This is a genomic window from Myxococcus faecalis (genome assembly GCF_050039385.1).
Taxonomy (GTDB): domain Bacteria; phylum Myxococcota; class Myxococcia; order Myxococcales; family Myxococcaceae; genus Myxococcus; species Myxococcus fulvus.
In genome coordinates this window covers 7,645,396-7,669,405 of the sequence record NZ_CP144336.1, presented here as the reverse complement: position 1 = coordinate 7,669,405, position 24,010 = coordinate 7,645,396, and the positions used below count along the sequence as shown (strand labels likewise).

Genomic DNA, 24,010 nt, shown 5'->3' with positions numbered 1-24,010 from the left:
CTCGACAACACCGGGCCGGGTCCTCTCTGATGCTCGGTGAGGTGACACACATGGGGAAGCAGGGGCTGTTCATCGCGGTGGCATCGACGGTCGTCCTCCTGTCGGCCCTGGGCCAGGCGCGGGAACCCGGGTCCACGCCGAAGGCAGGGCCTGGCTGCGCGAAGACGGTCCCCCTCACCGCGAAGCTCGTCGAGGACGCGGCCGAGTCAGGTCTCCAGGGCGTCGAGTCGCGGGACGACCTCCTCATCGGCACACTGCGCTACCTGAGGGAGCCCAGCGAAGCCGCCGCGGCCGCGAGCGGAACCGTCCTCTTCCTCAAGGGTCCGAAGGGCTGGCGCGCGGTCCTGCCTCAACACGAGGAGAACGAGGTCGGGCTCTATCTCGCATCCAAGAGCCGCAAGCTCGTCGTCGTCACCCAGCGGCAGATAGGAGACCCGGGGCAGTCGTTCACCGTGGTGGTGACGAGCAATGACTTCGCCACCTCGACGTGCGCCACCCTCCCCTTTCCGCGCGAGCTGAACCAGCCCACCTGGAACGGCGAGTACCTCTCGCCGCATGACCTGGACCTCGACTCGCGCGGACGGGGCGTGCTCATCGGCACGGCGTCGCTGGAGCGACAGGAGGAGCCGCCACGCACGCTGTGGTTCAGCTATGCCACGCGCGACGGAGGCAGGACCTGGGGCGCGCCCCGCTCACTCCCGGGTCAGCAAGACGCGCCCTCCGGCACGCTCGCTCCGGCGCGGCGAGTGGAGGCCCCTGCCCTCATCGCGGACCTGCGCGCCTTTATCTCTGGAATACATTGAATTGCTGCTCAAAACGAAAGAGCTGAAAAATTGAGTATGACGACTCGATCTCCAGCAGGCTGAATACAGCCATGTCCTCCGCCGCGGACACGACAAAGAGAACCAGCACGAGTCCGTGCAACCCCACCCGAATCACACATCACCCACACTCCACCCTCTTCAGCTCATCGCGCGCCCTTCCAACTCATGCGCTATACTGAACACTCCTGCGCACACATTCGGGAGCAGGCGCCGCAACAAGCAGCAGCCACGAGGGGGCCTCATGCAATCGATACGACGCGTCCTTGCATTCGCCGTCTTGCTTAGTCCAACACTGACCTTCGCAATCAACGAAGGCACGGCCCTGAACCAGGCTGGCACGACGCCCACGTCGCCTACCTACAGAGAGCTTGAGAAGACCTTCCAAGATACGAAATCAGAGATCCAGAACATCGAGATCAAGCAAGCATCCCCAGCCACTCCACCCTCGACCCCTCTCAAGATCGACGCGCCCACCCTCGCCAATCAAATCAAGGCAGCAGACGAAGCGGGGAGGCGCGCACAGGAAGAACTGGTGGATGCCAAGTACAAGGGTGGAATGAGAATCATCACCCTCATCGCGGGGAGCGCCAACACTGTTGACTTCATCGTCTCAGCGCTCGATATCAGCAATGACCTCGCACGCCTCTCAAATCTCTGGTCCGACAAGGATTTCCGAAACGCATGGGATACTCTTGAAGATTGGGGAATCCTTGCCGGAGCGGTCACCAGCGGTGCCGGCGTGGCGGTGGCAGCATCCGGGAGTGACTCACGTCAGAAGACCGGGGGATGGATCGCCGCTGGAGGGCTTGGCGGAATCGCCGTCTTCAAGCTGGTCGGGACCCTTTTCGGCGAACAGAACGGAGACAAGTTCAAGGAGAAAGCTCGTTTCATCGAATACACCCGGAGAGCCTATGATGACCTTGTCGCGCGGGTCATGATGTTTCGCGCGTTCCGCGAAGCAAACAAGGATTTCCTCAACGAGCTCTCTTCATTCTCCGTTCAATACTCTGACCTGAAGAACTTCAAGGGACCGGAGGACACGGATGCCTCTGACGAGGCCACACAGCGAAGGCAAAAGATGGAGCGACAGCGCCGAGCCATCTCCATGCTCTACTCAAAGTATCAGCGCTTCTCCATCATCATGAATCAGATCTCGGAGATCCTGAACAACTACGAGATAGCGCTCAATCGCCACCTCAACAACGAAGAAACGCCAGCGGCCGTCAAGAAAGCGCTGACAACAGCGCCTGAAGGATTCAGCGAGAGCGTGCAAGTAAAGATTGCCAAGGCAAAGGAGAAGTTCGAGCAGAAGGTCAAACCCTTCCTCCTTTTCCAGGATGTCGCCGCGGAGGTCTTCGCCCAGAGCAACTGACGACGAGCCGCCACTTCACGGGCCCTCAATCCACGCGAGGGCCTGACCTCCTCACGGAGGAGCGTCGCCAAGGAACGAAGCGACCTCCTCCGTGGTCAGCGCCAAGCGATGCGCATGACCCCGGCGTGAGGAGAGAACCCCCGCCTCCAGCACGGCTGCCACGGCTACCACCTGCGTGGGCGTCACCGGATTGGGTGCGGAGCCACGCACGGCGTCCCGAATGCCCGCGTAGAACTGGCGATAGTCACCCCGAGGAGCCGTCGTTCCTCGTGACGCGCCCGTGGGCCCCAGGATGAGACGCCCGGGCCAGACATCCTCGCCCCAGTCCTTCGCGCCCGGCAGTTCGCCAGCGATGAGCCGGTCGGCCTGGGTGTCCATGCCGTGCTTGAGCCAGGAGCCCTTCGTCCCGTGCACCGCGAAGCGAGGCATTCCGCCCGCGATGAGCATCGACGCCTGGAGCACGACGTGGCGCTGGGGGTACTGGAGCGTCACCTGACACCAGTCATCCACGGTGGCGTTGTCACGGTGGATGGCCAGCAGGCCGTGCACGGTGTCCGGCAATCCGAACAGTTGCAACGCCTGGTCCACCAGGTGCGGGCCCAGGTCGAACCAGATGCCCGCGCCGGGGACGGGCTGCTCGCGCCAGCGCTGGCGCACCTCGGGCCGGAAGCGGTCGAACCGGGACTCGACGTGCGTCACCCGGCCCAGCGTGCCTTCGGCGAGCAGCGCTCTCAGTTCGAGGAAGTCGCTGTCCCAGCGTCGGTTGTGGAACGCGGACAACAGGCGCCCCTGTGAATGCGCCAGCGCCGCGAGCGAGCGCGTCTCCTCCAGCGTCACCGCCATCGGCTTGTCGACGACCACGTGCTTGCCCGCGCGAAGGGCCGCCTGGGCGAGCGGGACGTGTTGCTCGTTCGGCGTGGCCACCACGACCAGGTCCACGTCCGGATGCGTGGCCGCCTCGATGGCCGAGGTGAGCACCGTCACGCCCGGAAGGTCCGCATGCACGGCCTCGGGCCGGCTGGACGCGATGACGTGCAGCGAGAGCCCCTCCACCGTGCGAAGCAGCGGCGCATGGAAGGACTTGCCCGCGAAGCCGTAACCCAACAGGGCGACGCGGAGCGGAGGCTGGGAACGCGCGGGCTCACTCATGGCGACCGGGATTGAAGCACATCATGTGCCCCTCATCAGGGCAGAGGTCACCCACAAAAAACGAGGCCATCCGCCTGAGGAGGAAGCGGATGGCCTCGCCGCCGCGGTCACACGGGCCCCAAGGTTCCGGAAGGAGCGGGGCCAGTCCCCAGGGGCCGTGTTCGCGGACTTGATTCACTCAGCCCATCACGTGTGGTGATGCAGGCTCTCCACCAGGTACGGGTCTCCCACCGGCAACATCGGCGACGTGCGCACCGCGCGCGTGACGGCCAGCGTGAACAGCGCCGCCACGCCCACCAGCCCCGCCAGCTCATACAGGCCCAGCACCGGACCGTGAGGCTGATGCGCCGGCGCCACCATCAGGTACAAATCCAACCACCGCCCCACCAACAACACCCCGGCGACACGCAACAGGTGCGACGGGTTCATCTTCGCCGGGCGCGGCAGGAGCAACACGAACGGCAGCGCCCAGTTCAACACCACGTTCGCGTAGAACGGCACCTCCCACCCACCGTGCATCCGCGCGATGAAGTACACCGTCTCCTCGGGGATGTTCGCGTACCAGATGAGCAGGAACTGCGAGAACCACAGGTACGCCCACAGCGTGGCGAAGCCGAACATCAGCTTCCCCAAGTCATGCAGGTGACTCGCGTTGAGCTGCGGCAGCGCCCCCGCCCTGTTCAACAACACCGCCACCACCGTGATGGCGCAAACGCTGGAGCTCAAGAGCCCCGCCACGTTGTAGAGCGCGTAGATGGTGCTGAACCAGTGCGGCTCCAGGCTCATCAGCCAGTCGAACGCCGCCAGGCAGAAGGTCAGCGAGAACAACACCAAAAACACCGCCGACACCGTCACGTTGCGCCGCGTGAGCGCCTCGCCAGGCTGAGCATCCTGCCGCAGCGAGTTGCGCCGCAGCATCCACGTGAAGGCCACCCACAGCGCCAGCATCACCGCCATGCGAATCGCGAAGAACGGGACGTTGAGGAACGCCTCCTTCTGATGCAGCAGGTGGTCCGTCTCCATCACCCCCGGCTTCGCCCACGGGTACAGCGTCGTCGCGAAGGGCAACAGCGCCAGCATCGTCGCCGCGCCCCAGGGCACGTACGACGCGAACGCCTCGGGGATGCGCTTGAACACGGTGAACCACCCCGCGTTCGCCACGTACATCAGCGCCAGGAACACCGCGCCGCCCAACCCGAGGCACAGGAAATAGAAGCCATTGGTCAGCAGGCTCGTCAGCGCCCGCTCCCGGGCCTGCACCAGGCCGAGCACCAACACCCCCAACCCCGCCCCCGCCGCCACCTGCGCGGCGCGGTGGAAGACGGGCGAGACGGCGAAGCCGCCCTGCGACTCGGGGCCGTGGGCCTGAACGGGGGCGCTCATGGCGTCTCCTTGCGCGCCGTGCGCGCGGGGTTCTGCAGCGAGCGGAGGTAGTGGACCAGCTTCCACCGGTCCTCCGGCGCCACCTGGGAACCATGGGCCGGCATCAAGCCCTGCCCATGCGTGATGATGTGGAAGATGCGACCGTCCGGGAGCGCCATCGCGTGCTCCGCCAGCAACGACGGCGGCACCGGGAAGCGCGCCGTCACCGGCCCATCCCCCAATCCCCCCGAGCCGTGGCACGGCGTGCAATAGCGCTGGAACGCGGTCTGCCCTCGCGCCAGCACCTCCGGCGACGCCGGATACGGATTGCGCAGCTCGCGGCCCGCCTTCTCCGCCGCTTCCGTCCCGGCCGTCAGCTTCAGCGGCACATGCCCGCGAGGCACCGTGCCCTTCGCCGGCGTCAGCAGCGTCTTGCCGTCCGCCGTGTTCGGGTTGCTCGCGAAGCTGTCGTACGGCACCGAGGACACCATGTCCGGGGCGTACTCGTAATTGGGGCGCGTCTCGTCCTGCTCGCACCCCGCCAGGGACAACACCCCCAGCGTCGCCGCGCCCACCCAGGTCCGCTTCACGACGGCACCTCCCTCACATCCGTGGCCACCGCACCGTGGCGTCGCATCAAGTCCTCCGCCGCCTCCAGCGACTCCGGCGTCTGACGCGGCGCCACGACGATGGCGAACCGGTCATCCGTCACCCGAGGCAACGTCGGCCGCTTGTTCCCCGGAAACAGCTTCGTGCGGACCAGGAACGCCGCCACCGTGGTCAGCGCGGCGAACAGCACCGTGAGCTCGAACGTCACCGGGATGAACGCGGGGAACGAGTTGAAGGGCTTGCCCCCCACGTTCAGCGGCCAGCTCACCACGCTGGTGTAGAGCTGGAGCGACATCGCCAGCGTGGCGCCCGTCAGCCCCGCGCCGAAGCACACCCACGTGAGCCGACTGGGCTTGAGCCCCATCGCGTCATCCAGGCCGTGCACCGCGTACGGCGTGTACACGTCCCGCAGGTCATGGCCCGCCTCGCGCACCGCGCGGGTGGCCTCCAGGACCTGCTCCTCCTTCTCGAAGTAGCCGATGAGAACCGGGGCACTCATACGGGGACATCCTTCCGGGTGGCGATGGCGAGCGGCGGCGTGTGCCGGCCCGAGGTGTCTTCCGTCGGCGCCTCGTGCGCGGCGGCGGGACGCGACGGAGGGTGGGCCTCCCCGTGTCCGGGCTCGCTCCTGGCGAAGCCGAGCACGCTCTTCACCTCGCCAATCGAGATGATGGGCAGCACGCGGACGAAGAGCAGGAACAGCGTGAAGAAGAGGCCGAAGGTCCCGATGAAGGTCCCCACCTCCACCATCGTCGGCGTGTACATGGACCAGCTGCTCGGCAGGAAGTCGCGGTGCAGGCTGGTGACGATGATGACGAAGCGCTCGAACCACATGCCCACGTTGATGACCAGGGACAGCGCGAAGATGGCCGCGGGCGAGGTGCGGATCTTCTTGAACCAGAACAGGTGCGGCGACACCACGTTGCACGTCACCATGATCCAGTAGGCCCAGGCGTAGGGGCCGAAGGCGCGGTTCATGAAGGCGAAGCGCTCGTACGGGTTGCCCGAGTACCAGGCGATGAAGAACTCCGTCGCGTACGCCAGCGAGACGAGGCCACCGGTGACGATGATGACCTTGGTCATGTTCTCCAGGTGGCGAATGGTAATGAGGTGCTCGTAGCCCAGCACCACCCGGGTGATGATCATCAGCGTCAGCACCATCGCGAAGCCGCTGAACACCGCGCCCGCCACGAAGTACGGCGGGAAGATGGTGGTGTGCCAGCCGGGAATCACCGATGTGGCGAAGTCCATCGACACGATGGTGTGCACGCTGAGCACCAGCGGCGTCGCCAGGCCCGCGAGCAGCAGGTACACCGTCTCGTAGCGGCTCCACGTGCGGTGCGAGCCCGTCCACCCCAGCGACAGCACCTTGAAGACGGCCTTCTTCACGCCCGCCTTCAGCCTGTCGCGCACCGTGGCCAGGTCCGGAATCAGGCCCACGTACCAGAACACCGCCGACACGGTGAAGTACGTGGAGATGGCGAACACGTCCCAGAGCAGCGGCGAGCGGAAGTTCACCCACAGGCTGCCGCGCGTGTTCGGATACGGCAGCACCCAGAAGGCCAGCCACGGGCGGCCCATGTGGATGACGGGGAAGAGCGCCGCGCACATGACGGCGAACAGGGTCATCGCCTCCGCCGCGCGGTTGATGCTGGTGCGCCACTTCTGCCGGAAGAGGAAGAGGATGGCGGAGATGAGCGTGCCGGCGTGGCCGATGCCCACCCAGAAGACGAAGTTGGTGATGTCGAACGCCCAGCCGATGGTCTTGTTCAAGCCCCACACGCCGATGCCCGTGCCCACCTGGTACGCCACGATTCCCGCGCCGGTGCCCAGGACGGACACCGCGATGGCGAACGCCGCCCACCACTTCCACGTGGGCGCGCGCTCCATGGGCGCGCAGATTTCCTCGGTGAGCTGACCCAGGGTGCGCGGCTCGCTGACCAGCGGCACGCGCAGCGGGGACAGATGCTGGTTGCTCATGTTCCGCTTCCCGACCCGGTGTTCCGGATCTTCGTGAGGTAGGTGATGGACGGCCCGATGTTCAGCTCCTCCAGCAACCGGAACGCCCGCCCGTCCTTCGCCAGCTTCGCCACCCGGCTCTCCGGGTCATTCAGGTCCCCGAAGTGGATGGCCTTCGCCGGGCAGCTCTGCTGACACGCCGTCTGGATGTCGCCGTCCCGGAGTGGCCGGCCCTCGCGGTTCGCCGTCGCCTTGCCCTCCTGGATGCGCTGCACGCACAAGGAGCACTTCTCCATGACGCCGCGGCTGCGCACCACCACGTCCGGGTTGAGCACCATGCGCTCCAGGGGCTCGTCGTGCGGGTAGTCGAACCAGTTGAAGCGCCGCACCTTGGTGGGGCAGTTGTTGGCGCAGTAGCGGGTGCCGACGCAGCGGTTGTAGACCTGCTGGTTGAGCCCCTCCGACGAGTGCACCGTCGCGAGCACCGGGCACACCGTCTCGCACGGCGCGTTCTCGCAGTGCTGGCACATCATCGGCTGGTGCACGACCCGCGGATTCGCCGCGTCGCCCTGGTAGTACCGGTCGATGCGCATCCAGTGCATCTCGCGCTGGCGCAGCACCTCGTCGCGCCCCACGCTCGGGATGTTGTTCTCCGCCTGGCAGGACACCACGCACGCCGAGCACCCCGTGCACGCGCTCAGGTCCACCGCCAGCGCCCAGCGGTGGCCCTTGTACTCGTGGCCGGACCACATCGAGAGCGAGTGTCCGCCGTTGCCACCGCCGTGGCCGCCGTGTCCCTCGTTGCCCGCGCGCGGGTTGGCCAGGAACGCGGCCAGCTCCGCCTCGCGCACGTGAGGCCGTCCCTCCAGGCTCGAGTGCGTCTGGGTGAGCGCCAGCTGCTGCCGCTCCCCCGTGGCCGCCACCGTCGCCCCCGGCACCGAGCGGCGCACGCGCCCGTCCACCACCGCGGCCAGCGGGTAGACGCGCTCCCCCACTCCATCGCCGATGCGCCCGGCCCGCGTGCGGCCGTAGCCCACCGCGAGCCCCAGCGCGCTGGGGTGCGTGCCGGCTTGAATCAGCACGGGCAGCGAGACCGACCTGCCGCCCACGCTCACCTTCACCACGTCGCCGTCGGACAGGCCCAGTTCCTTGGCGCGCGCGGGTGAGATGAGCGCGGGGTTGCCCCAGGTCGCCTTGGTGATGGGGTCCGGCACCTCGTGGAGCCACGCGTTGTTCGCCATCGCGCCGTCGCGCAGACCGACCGAGGGGAACAGCACCAGCTCCCACTCCACCGAGGGACGCGCCACGCCGGCGAGCACCTTCGCCACGCCCTCCTCACGGAAGGTCAGCGGCGCCGCGGGCACTGACGACAGCGTCACGACACCCCGGCGGACCGAGTCATCCCAGAAGTGGGCGAAGTCCGTCCCTGTCACGCCGGCCATCGGGAAGACCTCCGCCTCCCAGCGCGCGCGCAGGAAGTCGTGGTGGGCCTGGGCCGCGCCGGCCCACGTCAGCAGGGACTCCACCGCGTCGCGCGTGTCGTGCAGCGGCGACACCGCGGGCTGCCGCAGCGACACCACGCCCCGGCGAGGCTCCGCGTCGCCCCACGCCTCCAGCGCCGTGGAGGCCGGAGCGTGCAGCCGCGTCAGCACCGCCGTCTCGTCCAGCCGGTCGTTCAGCGCCACCGTGAGGGGCACGTTCTTCAAAAGGGCCCCCAGCGAGTCACCGCGCGCGTCGGTGTGCGCCGGGTTGACGCCGAGGAAGACCACCGCGCCCACGCTCCCGGCCTCCAGCTCCGCGAGCAGCTCGCCGTACGACAGCGCCTTCTCGTCCAGCGCCACGCCGTCCCGGGGAAGCACCGTGGTGCCCTCGTTGCCGAGCAGCACGTTCGCCGTCGCGGCCAGCACCTGGCCCGCCACCTCGTCGCCACCACACACCACCAGCGACTCGGTGCGGTGGGCCCACAGCGCCTCGGCCAGCTCATCCAGCGAGGCAGGCTCCAGCCTGGAGGCAGGCAGCGACTTCAGCCCCGGCACCTCTCGGCCCGCCTTCACCGCCAGCCTGCGCACCACGTCGCCCAGGGCCAGCGTCACGTCGGACGGCGCCACCACGAAGCGACGGTCCGCCGCCGCGCCGGTGAGCGTCATCACCGGCTCCACCTGGAAGTGGCGCGCCATCGCCTTGCGCGCGGCCGCGTCGCGCGCCTCCACGTACTGCCGCGTGAAGGCCACCGGCGACACCCAGGTGCCCAGGAAGTCCGCGCCGAAGCTGGCGATGACCTCCGCCTTGTCGAAGCGGTAGTCCGGCACCACGCGGGCGCCGTGCGTGACGCGGTACGCCTCCCCCAGCGACGACAGCTCGCCCAGGGGCTCGTAGCGCACCGTGCGCGCCGTCGGGTGCGCGGCGAGGAAGCGCGCCACCGCGGCCTCCGCCGTGGGCCCCATCACCCAGGGCAGCACCAGCCGGATGGCCTTGCCGTCCTCGGTCGCCCTGGCGAGGCCCTTCTTCACCTCGGCGTCCAGGTCCGTCCACGACACGCGGCTGCTGGCGCGCGAGGGGAAGCGGGCGCGGCTCGCGTCGTAGAGCGAGAGCACGGAGGCCTGGCCCACGGCGCACACACCGCCGCGGGACACGGGGTGCTCGTCGTTGCCCTCGACCTTGATGGGGCGACCGTCGCGCGTCTTGAGCAACAGACCGCAGCGCGCGGGGCACGCGTCGCACGTGGACGCGTACCAGAGCGCCGTGCCCGGCGTCACCTCGTCCGGCCGCGACACGTAGGGGATGAGCTTCTGCACCGGCGCGCGCTGGCAGGCCACCATGGCCGCCGCGGCGCTCAGGCCCATCATCTTGAAGAAGTCACGACGGCTGCTCGCATCCGGAGGCGCGGCGGCGACGCCCACCGGAAGCTCCTCGGCGAACTCGTTGCGCTGCGTGTCGAGCCACGAGGCATCCGTCGCGCGCTCGGCCAGGCTCTGCCAGTACTGGGGAAGTTTGTCGGACATGGCGCGGGGGTCCTCAGCGGTGGCAGCTCGAGCAGTCCGAGGGCGGCTGGAGGGTGCGAGGGGTCTTCGAGGGCTCGGGAAGCGGCTCACCGGACATGAGGGCCAACAGCTCCCCCTTGCGCGGCGCGGAAGCGATGGGCGCCGTCAGTCCTTGCGCGCCCGTCTTGCGGTGACAGTCCAGACACCAGCCCATCGTCATGGGCTCCACCTGCTCCACGCGCACCATCTGCTCCACCGCGCCGTGGCAGGTCTGGCACTTCAGGCCCGCGGTGACGTGGCTGGCGTGGTTGAAGAAGGCGTGGTCCGGCAGCCGGTGCACGCGCACCCACTGGATGGGCGCGTTGGCTGCCACCGCGGCGGCGACCTTCTGGATTTCGGGCGAGTCCTTCTTCACCTGCGTGTGGCAGTTCATGCAGACGCTGGCGGACGGCACGCCCGCGTGACGGCTCTGCTCGGCGCCCACGTGGCAGTACTGACAGTCCAGCTCGTACTGGCCCGCGTGGACCGCGTGCGAGAAGGCCACCGGCTGCGCTGGCATGTGGCCCTGCTGGTTGTTCACCGGCCCGCTGCACCCGCCCAGTCCCAGCGCGAGGAGCGCGCCGGCCTGGCCGAGCCCGCGGATGGATGCGCGGCTCATGGCGTCTCCTCCCGAGGCGTGCCGAGCAGGCCCGGCTCCACCGACTCCTCCGCGCGCTGGGGCACCGTCGCGCGGTTCATCCGGATGAAGGGCGCCAGCGCCAGCAGCACGAAGCCCAGCAGCACGTGCACCTGGTAGACGGTCGGCGCCGTGAGCATCCGCGTCGCGTCCGGCTGGAACGTCATCAGCGAGCGCACGTACGGCACACCGATGTGCAGGTACCAGGCGGTGCCCCAGCGCAGCGCCACCGCGATGTACACGGCGGTGAGCACGTGCGCGAAGAGCAGGCCCAGGGTGAGCGCGGGCGTCCACTGCCCCGCCTTCGCCTTGCGAAGCCCCAGCGACGCGAGCCCCCAGGCCAGCAGCATCGCGCCGATGAGCTGCAGCGACTCCAGCGTGAACAGGCGCGCGGGAGAGGCGTTGAAGGCCTGCATCGCGCGAGGCGCGGCCAGCCCCAAGAGATGGAAGAACGCGACGATGGCGACCCCCGCCAGCACCGCGCGCCCCGCGGACGTCCAGGGCGTGGTGGGCGGCGCGGGCTCGCGCGCGGTGACCCTCCAGATGGTGCCCGCCAGGGCCACCCCGGCCGCCGCGTACGGCAGGGCGTTGAAGAGGAACGCGTCGCTCACGACTGACCTCGCGTGGACGGAGCCGAGAACATCACTCCGATGAAGCCCAGGACCGCGGCCATGCCGACGAGCCCCAGGTAGAAGAAGTCACGGTCCCCCCGGGGACGGCTGCCATCGCGGGACACGTCCGCGAGGTACGCCTTGAGGGCGTACTGTTCCTCCTCGTCGAGCGGCGCCTTCGCGTAGAGCGGCCCCATCATCGGCCCCTCCAGCTTCGCCAGCGCCGGACGCATGCCCTTCTCGCCCATCCGCGCGAAGGCGAAGGTGAGGTTGGGGCCCAGCGTGCCGCCGCCCGCCACGCCCAGCCCGCGCACGTCGTGGCAGCCGATGCAGGCCGCGCCGCCGTTCTTCAGCGACTCCGCGCCCTCGAAGAGCCGGCGGCCCCGGGCAATCTCCTCCGGCGTGGCGTCCGTGCCCATCTTCTCCGCGGGCGAGGGCTTGCAGCCGCCCTTCCCCTTCTGCGTGCAGTCGCGGATGAAGGCGTAGAGGCTGTCGCGCTCCGCGTCGGAGAGCGCCTGGTCCGGCATGCGCACGCCGTTGAACTTCGCGAGCAGCTCGGTGGCCACCGGGTCGCCCGAGTCGATGAGCGCGCCGGGGCTCTTGATGAAGCGCGTCACCCAGGCCTCGTCGCGGCGCTCCAGCACGCCGTGGAGGTCGGGGCCAATCCGGTCGCCCTCGCCCATCGAGTGGCACGTGGCGCACCGCTGGGTGAAGAGCTGAGCGCCCTGGCGCGCGGCGCCCTGCGCCAGCGCGGCCGGCGCCGCCAACAGGGCCAGGAGCGGAATGATGGGGACGAGCGTTCGCTCCTGTCGCGGCCGTCCTCCCAGCTCACGTGTCCGCATTGCTGCGTGCCCCTCCTCGCGGGGAGGCCGGGCTCATTGCCCGGCACGCGGGGACGTCAGTGCAACGCGAAGGCCAGGATGATCCACGCCCCACGGCGGCGCGAAGCTCCGGAAATCAAGCGAGCGGTGCGCAGCATTTGCGCGCGGCGACACACGCCGACGCACTGTTTGCCAGCAGGCATCCCGAGAGGGCTCGCGGTGCCCGCGCCAGCACGCGCGCGGCGCACTTCATGACGAAGAGGGCCTCACGGCGGCGAACCTTGCGCTCGGCTCCCCGCGAGACACTCGCGAGATGGAGTCCATGCCCCCGCCCTGCTGAAACACGAAGGCCCCGAGGCGAGACACGCCTCGAGGCCCGGGCCCACGCGGGGAGCACGAGGCTCCACCCGCCTGGAGCGACAAATCACATCGCGGTGGTGGTGAACACGCCGCGGCCGATGGCCATGATGCCACCGATGATGAAGAGCACCGCGAGCCCCACGCCCGCCAGCGGCAGCGCGTAGCCCGGCTGGGGACGCCGGCGATTCACCGAGAGCAGCGCCTGCGCGGAGCCGGCCGCGAGCACCATCATCACGATGTGGCCGATGAGCGCCGGGTAGTAGAAGCGCGTCACCAGCACGAGGATGCCGAGCAGCACCTGGAGGTGCAGCAGGCCCGCGAAGGAGGAGCCGAGGATGCGGCCTCCCTTGTCGAACGGGCGCTTCGTGGCGAGCCCGAAGGCGAAGTAGGCGATGGCCAGCACGCCCGCGAGCAACACCAGATAGCGGAGCCCGGAGTGGGCATAGAAGAACATTCGGTCCATGGGTCTCTCGGGGTTTAGCTCAGGAAGGGTCCGGCTCGGGAGTCTTCTTCGTGCTGGGCGGCAGGGGCGGCGCGGCGATGTGCTCGCGCGGCGGCAGCTCCCCGGTGAGGCTCTTGAGGAAGGCCACCAGGTCATCCACCTCCGCGTCCGTCAGCGTCCGCGCCAGCTGGTGCTTCGCCATCAGCCGCACCATCGTCGGCAGCTCCTCCACGCTGCCGTCGTGCAGGTACGGACCGGTGCGCTCCACGTTGCGCAGCGTGGGCACGCGGAACTTGCCCCGGTCGTCCTCGTTCTTCGTCGCGTCGAAGCGCCCCGCGTCCTTCAGGCCCGGGTAGTCCTCGATGAGCCCCAGCTTCTGGAACGACGTGCCGCCCACCGCCGGGCCGTTGTGGCACGTGGTGCAGCCCGTCACCACGAAGAGGTGCAGGCCGCGCTGCTCCGCCTCGCTCAGCGCCGAGTGCTGGCCGGCGAGGTACTGGTCGAAGCGCGACGGCGTGGTCAACCCCCGCTCGAAGGCCGCGATGGCGCGCGCCGCGTTCGCCAGCGACACGGGCTTCTTGTCGCCGGGGAACGCGTCACGGAAGCGCGTCACGTACTCCGGCATGGAGGAGAGCGTGGCCACCACGCGGCGCTCGTCCGGCATGGCCATCTCCACCGGGTTCAGGATGGGGCCGGACGCCTGCGCCTCCAGCGTGTCCGCGCGCCCGTCCCAGAACTGCGCGATGTGCCCCGCCGCGTTGTAGACGGTGGGCGAGTTGCGCGAGCCCTTCTGCCCGCGGTGCCCGTCCGACAGCGCCTTGTTGTCCACGCCGTAGGTGTCCAGGCCGTGGCAGGTGTTGCAGGAGACGTCGTGGTTCTTCGACAGCCGGGGCTCGAAGAAGAGCATGCGGCCCAGCGCCACCTGGGCCTCGGTGTCCTGGGGCACGGGTTTCGCGTCCTTGGCCGGCGGCGTCGGGCGGAAGAAGTGCGAGAGCTGCTCGGGCGTCATCGGCTTGGGGCCCGGCGGCTTCGGCGCGCTCGCCGTCGTGGGCGGCGCGACGGGCTCCTGCTTGCGCTCACAGCCCGACAACGCGCCCAGGGAGGTCAGCGTGAGCAGGGTGACGAAGCGGGTTCGGGACATGACGCACTCCAGGGGGTGTGGACGGCCCGGCACGCTATCAGCCCCGCCTCCGGCCGGGGCCCGCGTCTTTGTGACGCACCCCGCCCGCGCTTCCCGCGTCCATCAGCCCGTCAGACGCCTGCGCTCCGCCGCTCCCCTGCTCCTCGGACGAGGAGCCCCTGGGTGCGAGGCCGCGCCCTGGCCGCTACCTCCCGGGAGCGACAGCTTTGACGGGCCGCTTTCGCTTCAGCGCCCACGCAGCGGGGCGTCCACCGGGTGCGGCAAGCCCGGAGCGCCCCGGCTCGACGACTCGGAGGATGGATGCGGGATGAAGACGGTGGAGACGCGAACCGGGACGTCGATGTCCTCATCTGCCGCAAGTGCCTGATGCGCGGCGCGCGCAGCGGGGGCGGCATCGAGCTGCCGCGCTGGCTCCAGCGCTCGCTCGCCGACCGGGGGCTCGCCGATGAAGTCCGCGTCATGCCCACCGGCTGTCTGCGCCAGTGTCCTCGCGGCAAGGTCACCGTGCTCATCACGGGGGGCCACGCCGAGCAGGGCAGCGCCTTGATGACGGTGGAGCCGCTGCTGGAGCGAGAGCCCCTCCTGCGCCTCGTCGAGGCCCGCGCGCGTCCCGACCAGGACCTCTTGTCCCCGTCGCGTCCCGAGGACGAGCACGACGGGCGGAGCGGCCCGTAGCGAGCCCCGCGCCTGGGGGCTGGGCGTGGGGCCGAAGAGGAGCCGGTCCACGAGCCACGACACGCCCAGGCCCGTCGCCGTCCCCGCGGCGTCCCAGGCCAGGTCCTTGAACGAGAAGGTGGTGCCCCGCCCCAGGTCGTACAGCTCCTTGCCCACGCCCACGCCCATCGCGAGCCCCGCGCCCGTCCAGAGCCGCGCCTCCGGCGGCTCGAAGAGTAGCGCGCCCGCGCCGTAGCCCACGCCCGCGAGGACGAAGCAGGCCGCGAAGTGCTTGGGCTTGTCCGGGCCCAGCCAGTCATCCCCCGACGCGGCGCTCGCGACGGGGCTTGCCAGCAGCGCGACGAGACAGGGGGCGAACCCGCTCCGGTTGGAAAGCTTCATGAGCAGGGATGTAGCACCCCACGGACCGTCCAGGTGGCCTGTCCCTGGGTGTGGGGATGACCTCGCCGGTGGTGCGTTTTCGAGACGAGTCCAGCACATCGTCCTATGCTCCGGGTCGCGTGAACCGACTCGGCCCCTCGTTCACCTTCCAGCAGCAATCGAACCGGCACCCCGGGCTCGACGGGGCGCGCGGTCTGGCGGTCCTCGCGATGGTGCTGGGACACACGCTGGACGCGCTGCTCTCGGCCGAGGCGCGCCTGCTGCCGTGGGTGCAGCACTACTGGGCCTTCCGCGGCGTCACCGCGCCCCTGTTCCTGCTGGTGAGCGGCTGGGCGGTGGTGGCCGCGCTGGGGACCAAGCCCAACGCCGCGCGCGACACGCTCGGGCGTCGGGTGCGCCGCTCGCTGTTGCTGCTGTTCCTGGGCTACTTCCTGCACTGGCCCGGGTGGCACGCCGTGCGGGACCTGGGCTGGACGGACGCGATGGTGTCGCACGTCCTCACCTTCGACGCGCTCCAGTGCATCGGCTTCGCGTTGCTGGTGGGCTCGGTGCTGCTCGCGCTCGTGCCCGCGCAGGGCGGCCGGCCGCTGGTCCTGCTCGTGCTCGCGGTGGGCATCCCGCTGGTGAGCGCCACCGTGTGGAAGCTGGGCGTGGGTCTGCCGGGCGCGGTGCAGCAATTCCTGGGCAGCGCCGCGGGCAGCCGCTTCCCCTTCTTCCCGTGGGCGGGCTACTTCTTCGCGGGTGCGTTCGCGGCGTACGCGCTGCACCTGCTGCGTCCGGGCTGGCCGCAGGGCCTGGCGCTGCTGGCGCTCGGCGCGGGGATGCTCGGGCTGACGCGGATGACGACCGCGGACTGGACGCCCGCGAGCGCGTGGCTGGTGGCGTACCGCGTGGGTCAGGGGCTCCTGGTGCTGGGCGCCGTCAACCTCGCGCCCGTCCGGTTGAGCAAGCTGCTGGCGCCGTTCGGGCGGCTGTCCTTGTGGATCTACGTGCTGCACCTGCCGGTGGTGTACGGCTGGGCGGACATCGCGGGCCTCGCGGGCCGCATCGGGCCCCGGCTCGGAGTCCCCGCCGCGGTGGGCATCGGCGTGGCGCTGCTCGTGGCGTGCGCGGTGGTGGCGTGGCTGGGCCGCTGGCTGACGGAGCAGGCCCGTCCGTGGCGCGCCGGCTCCACCACGCTCAACGCGAGCCTGAGCGGCACGCGCATGAGCCCGCGGGCCTGAACGCCGGCCTCAGTGCCTGGGCTCGTCCTCGGTGAACTCCGCGTCCACCTCCGCGCGTGACGCGCCGGAGCGGATGCGGCCGGGAGGTCCCTTGGGCGCCGTGTCGGACCAGGACTCGGGGAACGGCGTGCCGCCCCTGGGCTCCCCCGGGAACGGACCGGGGAACCCCATGCCGCCAATGGTGGTGACCTGGAACGAGCCGTCCCGCATGCGGCGCTCGACCGCGCGGCGCAGGCGCGCCGTGACGAACCGGCGCACCGGAGGCAGGAGCAGCGACAGGCCCACCACGTCGGTGAGGAAGCCCGGCACCAGCAGGAGCAGGCCGCCGAGCATCACCAGCGCGCCGCTGAACAGGCCCTCCTCCGGCACCTGCCGCATGGCGAGCGCGTCGCGCCACCGACGCATCACCCGGCTCCCCTCGCGGCGCGCGAGCCAGGAGCCCACGAGCCCCGTCAGGAGCACGACGGAGAGCGTCGGAAGGAAGCCCACCTCCCGGCCGATGGCGACCAGCAGGTACAGCTCCACGAAGGGGAGAATCAGTGCGAGCAGGAAGTACTTGAACACGCCCCCAACCTAACGCCGAGCGGCCCCTCGTGCTGGACAACCCGACGGCAGGGGCGGCGCCCCTCCCCTCGCCCGCTGTCTACCTGCCGCCGAGGCTCCCAATCATCGAGTCCACCAGCAGGTACAGGAAGAAGAAGGCGCCGATGGCGATGAGGAAGAACCTGGCGCCGGGCTGGAAGCCGCGCGAGCTCTCGCTCGTGGCCGGGGTGAACGACATGGAGCCCACGGACATGGAGCCCTCGTAGCGGACCGTGCGCAGGTACTGGTCCACCACCACGTGGTCATCCGTGGCCGCGAGCGAGCGCCCCAGCTGGGGGTCCACCAGCCGCGCGCCGGCCGCGCTGGCGATGCCAGCGGCCTCGGCCACCACCTCGCGCACCAGCTCCGTGCGCTCGGACAGGGGGATGCGCAGCTCGGTGGCCACCACCCGTCCGCCCTCGCGCAGCTCGCCCACCTCCACGTCCCCGTGCTCGAGATGCCAGAGCCGGTTGCCGTCCGGACGGGCGCTCACCCGCCGCTCGGAGAGGAGGCCATCCACCCGCGCCGCCTCGTAGGGCGTGCCCGGCGTCTTCGTCTGTAGGAGCAACTCGTATCTCACGCGGGTTGCGAGTATACGCCGCCCAACGCCATGCCCACCTCTTCCAAGCCCCCCTCCGGCCCCCATCGCGGCGGCAGACCCTCCTCCCCGCCGTCCGGACAGGGCCGAGGCCGCCCCCACCACCGCCCCGAAAAGGTGGCCCCGGACCGCACCTCGCCCGAGCTGGGCCCGGATGGCCTGCCCCAGGTCTCCCTGCTGCGCCGGGGCGTCGAGCGCTGGCAAGCGGGCCACCCGTGGATCTACCGCGCCGACCTCAACGGCGACCCGGGCCTGCAGGGCGGCGAAATCGTCCGCGTCACCGACGGGCGCGGCTGGTTCATCGGCAAGGCGTTCTACTCGCGCCAGTCGAAAATCTCGCTGCGCTGGCTGAGCTTCGACGACGTCGCGGTGGACGAGGACTTCTTCCGCCAGCGCCTCCTGTCCGCCCAGGCCCTGCGCAAGAGCGCGCTGCCGGGCGAGACGACGTACCGGCTGGTGCACGGCGAGGCGGACGGCATCCCGGGCCTGGTGGTCGACCGGTACGGCGACTACCTGAGCGTGCAGTTCCTGGTGCCCGCCACCGAGCAGCGCAAGGCGCTCATCGCGGACCTGCTCGAGGCGCAGTTCAAGCCGCGCGGCATCGTCAACCGCTCGGACGTGGGCGTGCGCAACCTGGAGGGCCTGACGCCGGAGAAGGGCCTGCTGCGCGGCGAATTGCCCCCGGGCCCCATCTCCTTCGACGAGGGCATGGTGCGCGTGCGCGCGGACCTGCTGGAGGGCCAGAAGACGGGCGCGTTCCTGGACCAGAAGGAGAACCACGTCATGGCGGCGCAGTACGCCGCGGGCGAGGCGCTGGACTGCTTCTCGTACGTGGGTGGCTTCGCGCTCCAGCTCGCCACGCGGGCCCAGAGCGTCACGGCGGTGGAGATTTCCGACCAGGCCGCGGCCCAGCTGCGTGAGAACGCCCAGGCGAACAAGCTCTCCAATGTGGATGTGGTGGCCGCCAACGCGTTCGACTTCCTGCGCGACGCGGTGGACGACGGCAGGAAGTTCGACACCATCGTCCTGGACCCGCCGTCGTTCGCGAAGAACAAGGACGCCTTCGCCGCCGCGGTGCGCGGGTACAAGGAGATCAACCTGCGCGCCATGCAGCTGCTCAGGCCCGGCGGGCACCTCATCACCGCGAGCTGCACGTACCACGTGGACGAGCAGGCCTTCGAGGACATGCTCGCCTCCGCCGCCGCGGACGCGAAGCGGCGCATGCAGATCATCGAGCGGCGCGGCGCGGGCAAGGACCACCCCGTGCTCGTGAACCTGCGGGAGACCCGCTACCTGAAGTGCTACGTGCTGCGCGCGATGTGAGCGCCCGGCGCGCGGCCAGAGGGCGAGGACATGCGGAGCCGGGACTGGGATGACGAGGAGGAAGCGCCCACCACGCGGGGCTCCCACCAGAAGGAGCGCGCGCTCAAGGAAGTGCGCGCCATCTTCCGCCAGGCCGACGCCGCCTACGGCCCCTTCTCCTGCCCCGCCAGCGGTGAGTGCTGCCAGCTGTCCCGCACGGGCCGCCAGCCCTGGCTGTGGCTGCCCGAGTGGGAGCTGCTCACCCAGGGCCGCCCCCTGCCGCCCGCGCGCGAGGACGGCGGCTGTCCCTACCTGGACGCGGCCGGCAAGCGCTGCACCGTGTACGCGGACCGGCCCTTCGGCTGCCGCACGTTCTTCTGCGAGCGCATCCGCGGCCCCGCCCGCCAGCCCGCAGAAACCGTGGGGGCGTTGCTGGAGCGGCTCGAGCGCGTCTCCCAGCAGCGCGAGCCCTCGCTGCGCGCGCCCCGGCCCCTGCTCGAGTGGCACGCCGAGGCCCTCGCCCGGGCGTCAACCAAGACACCCTGACGGGTCATCCCTACCCACCCCACCGCTCCGGGTCTGCATTGAATCCCACTCTTGGATTCAAGCTATTGAGGCAATTCCAGAAGTTCACAGACACATGACGCATGTATCAGTGTGAACTCGCCCGCCGACGAGGCCATGATTGCGCCGGCAATCCGGCTGCGGAGGCGTGGGCGTGCGGAGAAGTCTGACTGCGAGGACGAGGGGGAACGGAGACCACCCGGTGGCCGGTGGAGCGTCCTCGTCGTGATACCGCCGCGTTGGCTCGTCGCACCGCAGGAGTACAAGGGCACCCTCACGGCGTCGGAGGCCGCGGAGGCGATGGCCCGGGGCGTGCGGGAGGTGTCGCCCGAGGTGGTGCTGGACCTGGCGCCGCTGGCGGATGGCGGCCCTGGCACCGTGGAGGCGTTGCTGTCGGGGACGCGTGGCGAGCGCCGCGTGTGCCGGGTGCATTGTCCCCTGGGCAAGCCGATGGAGGCCGCGTGGGCGCTGCTCGAGGACGGGCGCACGGCGGTGGTGGAGATGGCCGCGGCCTCCGGGCTGGCGCACCTGGAGCCCACTCCCGTCAGCGCGAGGAAGGCGTCGACGTACGGCGCGGGTGAGCTGATGCGGGCCGCGCTGGACTCGGGCTGCGAGCGGCTCATCATCGGACTCGGTGGCAGCGCGACGACGGACGGCGGCACGGGCGCGCTCACGGCGCTGGGCTATCGGTTCCTGGATGCGAACGGACATCCGCTTCCGCCCGGTGGCGCGGCGCTCTCGGCGCTCGCGCGGGTGGACGCGAGTGGACGCCATCCCCGGCTGGGCAAGGTGGAGCTGATGGGCGCCACGGACGTCACGTCGCCGCTGCTGGGCGCGGATGGAGCGGCGCGGTTGTTCGGTCCGCAGAAGGGTGCCGACGCGCAGGGCGTGGAGGAGTTGGAGGCGGCGCTCGCGCACTACTCGCGCGTGGTGGGGGATTTGTCCGCGGGCTGGCCGGGCACGGGCGCGGCGGGAGGCTTCGGCTTCGGGCTGGTGGCGCTCGCGGGCGCGCGGCTGGTGCCCGGGTACGAGCTGGTGGCGCGGGCACTGGGGCTGGAGCGGCGCGTGCTGCTCGCGGAGGTGGTGCTCACGGGCGAGGGACGCTTCGACCGGCAGACGTCGCTGGGCAAGGGCCCCGGGGGACTGGCGCGACTGGCGCGTGAGCACGGCACGCCGGTGGAGCTCTTCGCGGGCTCGGTGCGCCGCGATGAAGGCGTGGAGCTGGACCTGTTCCACACGGTGGTGGACCTGAGCACCCAGGCGCGTCCCGGCGCAACGGCGGCGGAGGTGCTCCAGGAAGCCGTGGCGCGCTGGACGGCGGCGCGACTCAAGACGACGCGCTGAGGCCGGGGCGGAACCTCGGACTCGCGTGACGGGCCCAGGCGACTGGCGTGGGCCCGACGCACGCGGGACCGGATGTGGGGTACCCCACCGGATGCGCGCCTCAAGGCGGCGCGCGGAGGCTCACGCACGCGACCAGGCCGGGGGGCACCTCGGACGCGCGTGACGGGCCCAGGCGACTGGCGTGGGCCCGACGCACGCGGGACCGGATGTGGGGTACCCCACCGGATTCGCGGCTCAGTCCTCCAGCGGGTCCGCCGTGCGCACCACGCGCATGCCCGCCGCGCGAAGCTCCTCGATGGCCGCATCCGCCATGCGCGGGAAGTCGAGCGCGGGAGGCAGCGGATTCAGCGGCGGCGCGGGCACCGGGCTCATCGCATCCACCAGGATGTGCACGCGCCCCATCCGCGAGCGGTCCGTGCGCTCGATGTGCTCGCGCAGGTCGCGCAGGGTGGACAGCACGCAGTGCGACTTGGCCTGGCCGAACACGTAGACGCGGTCGAACGTCATGAGCCGCTCGAACAGGCGCGTGTTGAACTCCCCCACGCGCTGGCCCTTCACCTCCGTCACGTCCGGCGACAGCACCGAGTAGTTCTCGGTCAGCGGGTGCTCGCCCTTCAGCTCGAAGTGCGTGGGCGTGTCGCGCACCAGGGCGTGGAACGCGCTCGCCTCGTAGAACGCGGGCACCAGCGCGTGGCTCAGTCCGCCCAGCAGCGCGTGGTACGGCCAGATGGTGTGCACGTAGCGACCTCTCGCCTCCAGTCGCTCGCAGTACTCCAGGCTCTCCGCCTCGAAGCGCGTGGCGCGCCAGCGGCCCGCGCGCACGTCCGCGGCGGTGATGGACGTGAGCGGCGGCGGGGGCTTGCCCTCCGCGTCACGCCACCACGCGGGATGGAAGATTTGAAAGACGCGGTGCGTGTCGAGCGAGAACACCAGCTCCGTCACCCGCCCCAGGTTCGCGTAGAGCCAGCGCAGCGTGCGCTGGGTGTCCTCCACCGCGCCCGGGACGAAGAGGCTGGCGCCGGGCGTGCAGAAGGCCACCTGCACGTCGATGCCGAAGGCCGCGATGCGCACGCGGTCCTCGCTCGCCGGACGCACGCGGTGCTCGGCCGCGTAGCGCAGGGCCTCCTCGGCGACCTCTCCGGTGCGCTCCAGGTAGAGCTGTCCGGCGCGAGCGTCGTCGTGGAACCGGGGAATCGGCAGCGTCATGGGTCGTCCTCAGCGTCCCTTGGGGAAGTGCTTGCGCGTGAGCTCCTCGACGAGCGCGCGCGTGGCCTGCGTCTGGGCAATCTTCGCGGGCTCCGAGTTCACCTCCAGCGCCCCCACCAGCGAAGGCGTCTCGGGCTCGGCCTCCATCAGCGGGAAGTACCCATCCGGCACGGGCTCGCCCTCCTGTCCCACCAGCCCGATGGGCCCGGAGCCATGGCGGCGGCGGAACAGGACCGGCGTGCCCGGGATGCTCTGCTTGCCCTCGGCCAGCTCGTTGCCGAACTTCATCACCGGCTGCGGGCCCGTCTGCGACAGCTTGTAGATGGCGGCCACCTTGTCGCGCGTGAACGGACACTCCATGGTCCGCGCGACGATGTGACCTCCGTAGCCGTAGAACTGCGAGCCCGGCTCCCAGCCCACCTGTCGACGCAGGTCCTCGAACTCGCGCGTGGCCTCGGCGTCCAGGCCGTCCTCGAGGATGTTGACGGGCTTGATGCCGATGTCGCGCGCGCGCGTCACCGCGTACAGGTACTGGAGCTTCTTGTTGCCCGAGTCGAAGCGGATGGAGTCCCCCGCGCCCGGCTCCTCGCGGATGAGCTGGAAGGCGGCGGGGATGCCGGAGGTGAGCGTGTCGAAGGTGTCCAGCAGGTAGCTGGAGCGCTGCGGACGGCGCTCGCGCATGGCGCGGAAGGCGGCATCGTCCGAACCGAAGCGCTGGATGTGCTCGTGGCCCATGGTGCCCACGGGAATCATCCCCAGCTTGCGCGCGCCCTCCACGTTGCTGGTGCGCGTCACCCCCACGTCCTTGCAGGCCCGCAGGGCCAGCTCGTGCTGCTGCTGGCAGGTGGCCGCGCGCAGGCCCACCTCGAAGATGCGGGCCGGGTCCTCCACCGCGTCGATGAGCTCCTTCACGGTGGCGCGCACGCGCTGCAGGTAGCCCTCCGAGTCCACGGTGATGGGCACCGGCTTGACGCCCACCGCGTCGAGCGTCTCCAGGGCAATCGCCTTCTGCTCGTCGCAGGTGACGCGGGCGAGCGCGCGCGCCAGTCCCTCGCGGTCCGTCAGGGCCTGGGTGGCCACCTGGATGCGGAAGTTGAGCTGGAGCAGCAGCGGCTCCACCCACGAGACGAGCGCGGAGGGACCGGTGACGGTGAGGATGGGCTCGCGGGGGAAGAAGCACGCGCCCTGGGGGATGGCGCGGACGGAGAGCTTCTCCTTGCGGAGGATGGCCGCCTTGAAGCCCACGCCCATCTCGTAGTCGTACTTCGCGAGAAAGTCGTAGTCCTCGGGCTTGGGCTTGGGCAGGAGGGCACGCACGTAGGCGGCCAGGTCCAGCGGCATGACCTGGAGGCCACCCTTGCGGTGTGAGTAATAGAACGTCTCCCGGCGCAACGGCCAACCGGCCTCCGCCATGCTGAACTTGTAGCCATCCGTCGCGAGCAGCGAGGTCGCCATCCTGGGTACCTTCCTCCGATGTCACAGGAGACTACGCGCGCCATGATGGGTTTCCTACCCTTCCACCGCGCTTTCCCAAGCACACCGGGCAGGCGTGATTAAACCTGGAACCCATGTCGCCGGCCCCCTCCCGACGCCTCCTCCCCGCGCTCGTCGCCAGCCTCGCCCTGCATGGGCTCCTGTGGCTGGGCGTCGACAGCGTTCCGGAGGGCGCCCTCCGAGGGCCTCGTGCGCCCCAGCCCCCGCGCCCCGCGCTGGAGTGGGTCGAGGTGGAGGTGCGCTCACCGCCCGCCCCGCCTCCAGTCCCCCCGAATACGCCACCGGAGGACCGCCGGGTCGATGACGGCGATGCCGTTGCGAACGCCCGCGCGCC

Annotated in this window: 22 protein-coding genes; 6 read left to right on the top strand and 16 right to left on the bottom strand. The window is 70.3% G+C overall.

Going from position 1 to position 24,010, the window contains the following annotated elements:
* The first annotated feature begins 50 nt into the window (after positions 1 to 50).
* Positions 51 to 803 carry a hypothetical protein gene (locus tag VZQ01_RS30910; RefSeq protein WP_426745404.1) on the top strand — a complete coding sequence of 251 codons (753 nt, stop codon included), beginning with the start codon at positions 51 to 53 and terminating at the stop codon, positions 801 to 803.
* Positions 804 to 1,065: 262 nt separating this feature from the next.
* The gene (locus tag VZQ01_RS30905) at positions 1,066 to 2,196 is read left to right on the top strand and encodes a hypothetical protein (RefSeq protein ID WP_267699931.1); all 1,131 of its coding nucleotides are present in this window, start codon (positions 1,066 to 1,068) and stop codon (positions 2,194 to 2,196) included.
* Positions 2,197 to 2,247: 51 nt separating this feature from the next.
* Here VZQ01_RS30905 and VZQ01_RS30900 read toward each other — a convergent pair whose 3' ends face one another.
* From VZQ01_RS30900 to VZQ01_RS30845, 12 genes are all read right to left on the bottom strand, one after another.
* Positions 2,248 to 3,345 (bottom strand): oxidoreductase, encoded by a 1,098-nt coding sequence (locus VZQ01_RS30900; protein ID WP_426745403.1) that lies wholly within the window; start codon positions 3,343 to 3,345, stop codon positions 2,248 to 2,250.
* A gap of 186 nt (positions 3,346 to 3,531) precedes the next feature.
* Positions 3,532 to 4,728, bottom strand: coding sequence for a hypothetical protein (locus VZQ01_RS30895; protein WP_223745226.1), 1,197 nt, complete (start codon positions 4,726 to 4,728; stop codon positions 3,532 to 3,534).
* Positions 4,725 to 5,297, bottom strand: a complete 573-nt coding sequence (locus VZQ01_RS30890; protein WP_223745225.1) for a c-type cytochrome — start codon at positions 5,295 to 5,297, stop codon at positions 4,725 to 4,727. The genes VZQ01_RS30895 and VZQ01_RS30890 overlap by 4 nt, the downstream gene beginning before the upstream one ends.
* Complete coding sequence (locus tag VZQ01_RS30885) at positions 5,294 to 5,815, bottom strand: DUF3341 domain-containing protein (protein ID WP_141323807.1); 522 nt, start codon at positions 5,813 to 5,815, stop codon at positions 5,294 to 5,296. Before VZQ01_RS30885 ends, VZQ01_RS30890 begins: the two co-directional genes overlap by 4 nt.
* Complete coding sequence (gene nrfD, locus VZQ01_RS30880; RefSeq protein ID WP_408889542.1) at positions 5,812 to 7,296, bottom strand: NrfD/PsrC family molybdoenzyme membrane anchor subunit; 1,485 nt, start codon at positions 7,294 to 7,296, stop codon at positions 5,812 to 5,814. The genes VZQ01_RS30885 and nrfD overlap by 4 nt, the downstream gene beginning before the upstream one ends.
* The gene (locus VZQ01_RS30875) at positions 7,293 to 10,277 is read right to left on the bottom strand and encodes a TAT-variant-translocated molybdopterin oxidoreductase (RefSeq protein ID WP_426745402.1); all 2,985 of its coding nucleotides are present in this window, start codon (positions 10,275 to 10,277) and stop codon (positions 7,293 to 7,295) included. Before VZQ01_RS30875 ends, nrfD begins: the two co-directional genes overlap by 4 nt.
* A gap of 13 nt (positions 10,278 to 10,290) precedes the next feature.
* Positions 10,291 to 10,914: a cytochrome c3 family protein gene (locus VZQ01_RS30870; RefSeq protein ID WP_223745221.1), complete on the bottom strand. Its 624-nt coding sequence runs from the start codon at positions 10,912 to 10,914 to the stop codon at positions 10,291 to 10,293.
* Entirely contained in the window at positions 10,911 to 11,543 is a 633-nt protein-coding gene (locus VZQ01_RS30865; RefSeq protein ID WP_223745220.1) for a respiratory nitrate reductase subunit gamma, read from the bottom strand. Before VZQ01_RS30865 ends, VZQ01_RS30870 begins: the two co-directional genes overlap by 4 nt.
* A complete protein-coding gene (locus tag VZQ01_RS30860) occupies positions 11,540 to 12,385 on the bottom strand; it encodes a c-type cytochrome (protein WP_141323812.1) in 846 nt (281 codons plus the stop codon). Before VZQ01_RS30860 ends, VZQ01_RS30865 begins: the two co-directional genes overlap by 4 nt.
* A 403-nt stretch (positions 12,386 to 12,788) precedes the next feature.
* The gene (locus VZQ01_RS30855) at positions 12,789 to 13,187 is read right to left on the bottom strand and encodes a hypothetical protein (protein WP_046715465.1); all 399 of its coding nucleotides are present in this window, start codon (positions 13,185 to 13,187) and stop codon (positions 12,789 to 12,791) included.
* A gap of 19 nt (positions 13,188 to 13,206) precedes the next feature.
* Positions 13,207 to 14,307 carry a cytochrome-c peroxidase gene (locus VZQ01_RS30850; protein ID WP_426745401.1) on the bottom strand — a complete coding sequence of 367 codons (1,101 nt, stop codon included), beginning with the start codon at positions 14,305 to 14,307 and terminating at the stop codon, positions 13,207 to 13,209.
* 225 nt (positions 14,308 to 14,532) lie between these two features.
* The gene (locus tag VZQ01_RS30845) at positions 14,533 to 15,363 is read right to left on the bottom strand and encodes a YfiM family protein (protein WP_426745400.1); all 831 of its coding nucleotides are present in this window, start codon (positions 15,361 to 15,363) and stop codon (positions 14,533 to 14,535) included.
* Between the two features lie 119 nt (positions 15,364 to 15,482).
* Between VZQ01_RS30845 and VZQ01_RS30840 the strand changes: the two genes are divergently transcribed.
* On the top strand, positions 15,483 to 16,586 hold the full coding sequence (locus VZQ01_RS30840; protein ID WP_426745399.1) for an acyltransferase family protein: 1,104 nt from the start codon (positions 15,483 to 15,485) through the stop codon (positions 16,584 to 16,586).
* A 9-nt stretch (positions 16,587 to 16,595) separates the two neighbouring features.
* Here the strand turns inward: VZQ01_RS30840 and VZQ01_RS30835 are convergent, their stop codons facing one another.
* Positions 16,596 to 17,150, bottom strand: a complete 555-nt coding sequence (locus VZQ01_RS30835) for an FxsA family protein (protein ID WP_408889537.1) — start codon at positions 17,148 to 17,150, stop codon at positions 16,596 to 16,598.
* A 79-nt stretch (positions 17,151 to 17,229) separates the two neighbouring features.
* A complete protein-coding gene (locus tag VZQ01_RS30830; protein WP_426745397.1) occupies positions 17,230 to 17,736 on the bottom strand; it encodes a hypothetical protein in 507 nt (168 codons plus the stop codon).
* Positions 17,737 to 17,778: 42 nt separating this feature from the next.
* Between VZQ01_RS30830 and VZQ01_RS30825 the strand changes: the two genes are divergently transcribed.
* The 3 genes from VZQ01_RS30825 to VZQ01_RS30815 all read left to right on the top strand — a co-directional run bounded on the left by VZQ01_RS30825 (position 17,779) and on the right by VZQ01_RS30815 (position 20,976).
* Complete coding sequence (locus VZQ01_RS30825) at positions 17,779 to 19,089, top strand: class I SAM-dependent rRNA methyltransferase (protein ID WP_223781853.1); 1,311 nt, start codon at positions 17,779 to 17,781, stop codon at positions 19,087 to 19,089.
* A gap of 30 nt (positions 19,090 to 19,119) precedes the next feature.
* Complete coding sequence (locus VZQ01_RS30820; protein ID WP_223745213.1) at positions 19,120 to 19,614, top strand: YkgJ family cysteine cluster protein; 495 nt, start codon at positions 19,120 to 19,122, stop codon at positions 19,612 to 19,614.
* Between the two features lie 243 nt (positions 19,615 to 19,857).
* Positions 19,858 to 20,976: a glycerate kinase gene (locus tag VZQ01_RS30815; protein WP_408889536.1), complete on the top strand. Its 1,119-nt coding sequence runs from the start codon at positions 19,858 to 19,860 to the stop codon at positions 20,974 to 20,976.
* A 234-nt stretch (positions 20,977 to 21,210) separates the two neighbouring features.
* On the opposite strand, the gene VZQ01_RS30810 is transcribed toward VZQ01_RS30815, so the two are convergent.
* Together VZQ01_RS30810 and VZQ01_RS30805 are read right to left on the bottom strand one after the other, a co-directional pair.
* Positions 21,211 to 22,182, bottom strand: a complete 972-nt coding sequence (locus tag VZQ01_RS30810) for a nicotinamidase (RefSeq protein WP_426745396.1) — start codon at positions 22,180 to 22,182, stop codon at positions 21,211 to 21,213.
* A 9-nt stretch (positions 22,183 to 22,191) separates the two neighbouring features.
* Complete coding sequence (locus VZQ01_RS30805) at positions 22,192 to 23,637, bottom strand: nicotinate phosphoribosyltransferase (protein WP_426745395.1); 1,446 nt, start codon at positions 23,635 to 23,637, stop codon at positions 22,192 to 22,194.
* Between the last annotated feature and the right edge of the window lie 373 nt (positions 23,638 to 24,010).

What these genes read in the sequence shown, in the direction of transcription:
- VZQ01_RS30910 (WP_426745404.1), top strand. Translation starts at nt 51, where the DNA reads ATGGGGAAGCAGGGGCTGTTCATCGCGGTGGCATCGACGGTCGTCCTC.
- VZQ01_RS30905 (WP_267699931.1), top strand. Translation starts at nt 1,066, where the DNA reads ATGCAATCGATACGACGCGTCCTTGCATTCGCCGTCTTGCTTAGTCCA.
- VZQ01_RS30900 (WP_426745403.1), bottom strand. Translation starts at nt 3,345, where the DNA reads ATGAGTGAGCCCGCGCGTTCCCAGCCTCCGCTCCGCGTCGCCCTGTTG.
- VZQ01_RS30895 (WP_223745226.1), bottom strand. Translation starts at nt 4,728, where the DNA reads ATGAGCGCCCCCGTTCAGGCCCACGGCCCCGAGTCGCAGGGCGGCTTC.
- VZQ01_RS30885 (WP_141323807.1), bottom strand. Translation starts at nt 5,815, where the DNA reads ATGAGTGCCCCGGTTCTCATCGGCTACTTCGAGAAGGAGGAGCAGGTC.
- nrfD (WP_408889542.1), bottom strand. Translation starts at nt 7,296, where the DNA reads ATGAGCAACCAGCATCTGTCCCCGCTGCGCGTGCCGCTGGTCAGCGAG.
- VZQ01_RS30875 (WP_426745402.1), bottom strand. Translation starts at nt 10,277, where the DNA reads ATGTCCGACAAACTTCCCCAGTACTGGCAGAGCCTGGCCGAGCGCGCG.
- VZQ01_RS30870 (WP_223745221.1), bottom strand. Translation starts at nt 10,914, where the DNA reads ATGAGCCGCGCATCCATCCGCGGGCTCGGCCAGGCCGGCGCGCTCCTC.
- VZQ01_RS30860 (WP_141323812.1), bottom strand. Translation starts at nt 12,385, where the DNA reads ATGCGGACACGTGAGCTGGGAGGACGGCCGCGACAGGAGCGAACGCTC.
- VZQ01_RS30855 (WP_046715465.1), bottom strand. Translation starts at nt 13,187, where the DNA reads ATGGACCGAATGTTCTTCTATGCCCACTCCGGGCTCCGCTATCTGGTG.
- VZQ01_RS30850 (WP_426745401.1), bottom strand. Translation starts at nt 14,307, where the DNA reads ATGTCCCGAACCCGCTTCGTCACCCTGCTCACGCTGACCTCCCTGGGC.
- VZQ01_RS30845 (WP_426745400.1), bottom strand. Translation starts at nt 15,363, where the DNA reads ATGAAGCTTTCCAACCGGAGCGGGTTCGCCCCCTGTCTCGTCGCGCTG.
- VZQ01_RS30825 (WP_223781853.1), top strand. Translation starts at nt 17,779, where the DNA reads ATGCCCACCTCTTCCAAGCCCCCCTCCGGCCCCCATCGCGGCGGCAGA.
- VZQ01_RS30820 (WP_223745213.1), top strand. Translation starts at nt 19,120, where the DNA reads ATGCGGAGCCGGGACTGGGATGACGAGGAGGAAGCGCCCACCACGCGG.
- VZQ01_RS30810 (WP_426745396.1), bottom strand. Translation starts at nt 22,182, where the DNA reads ATGACGCTGCCGATTCCCCGGTTCCACGACGACGCTCGCGCCGGACAG.
- VZQ01_RS30805 (WP_426745395.1), bottom strand. Translation starts at nt 23,637, where the DNA reads ATGGCGACCTCGCTGCTCGCGACGGATGGCTACAAGTTCAGCATGGCG.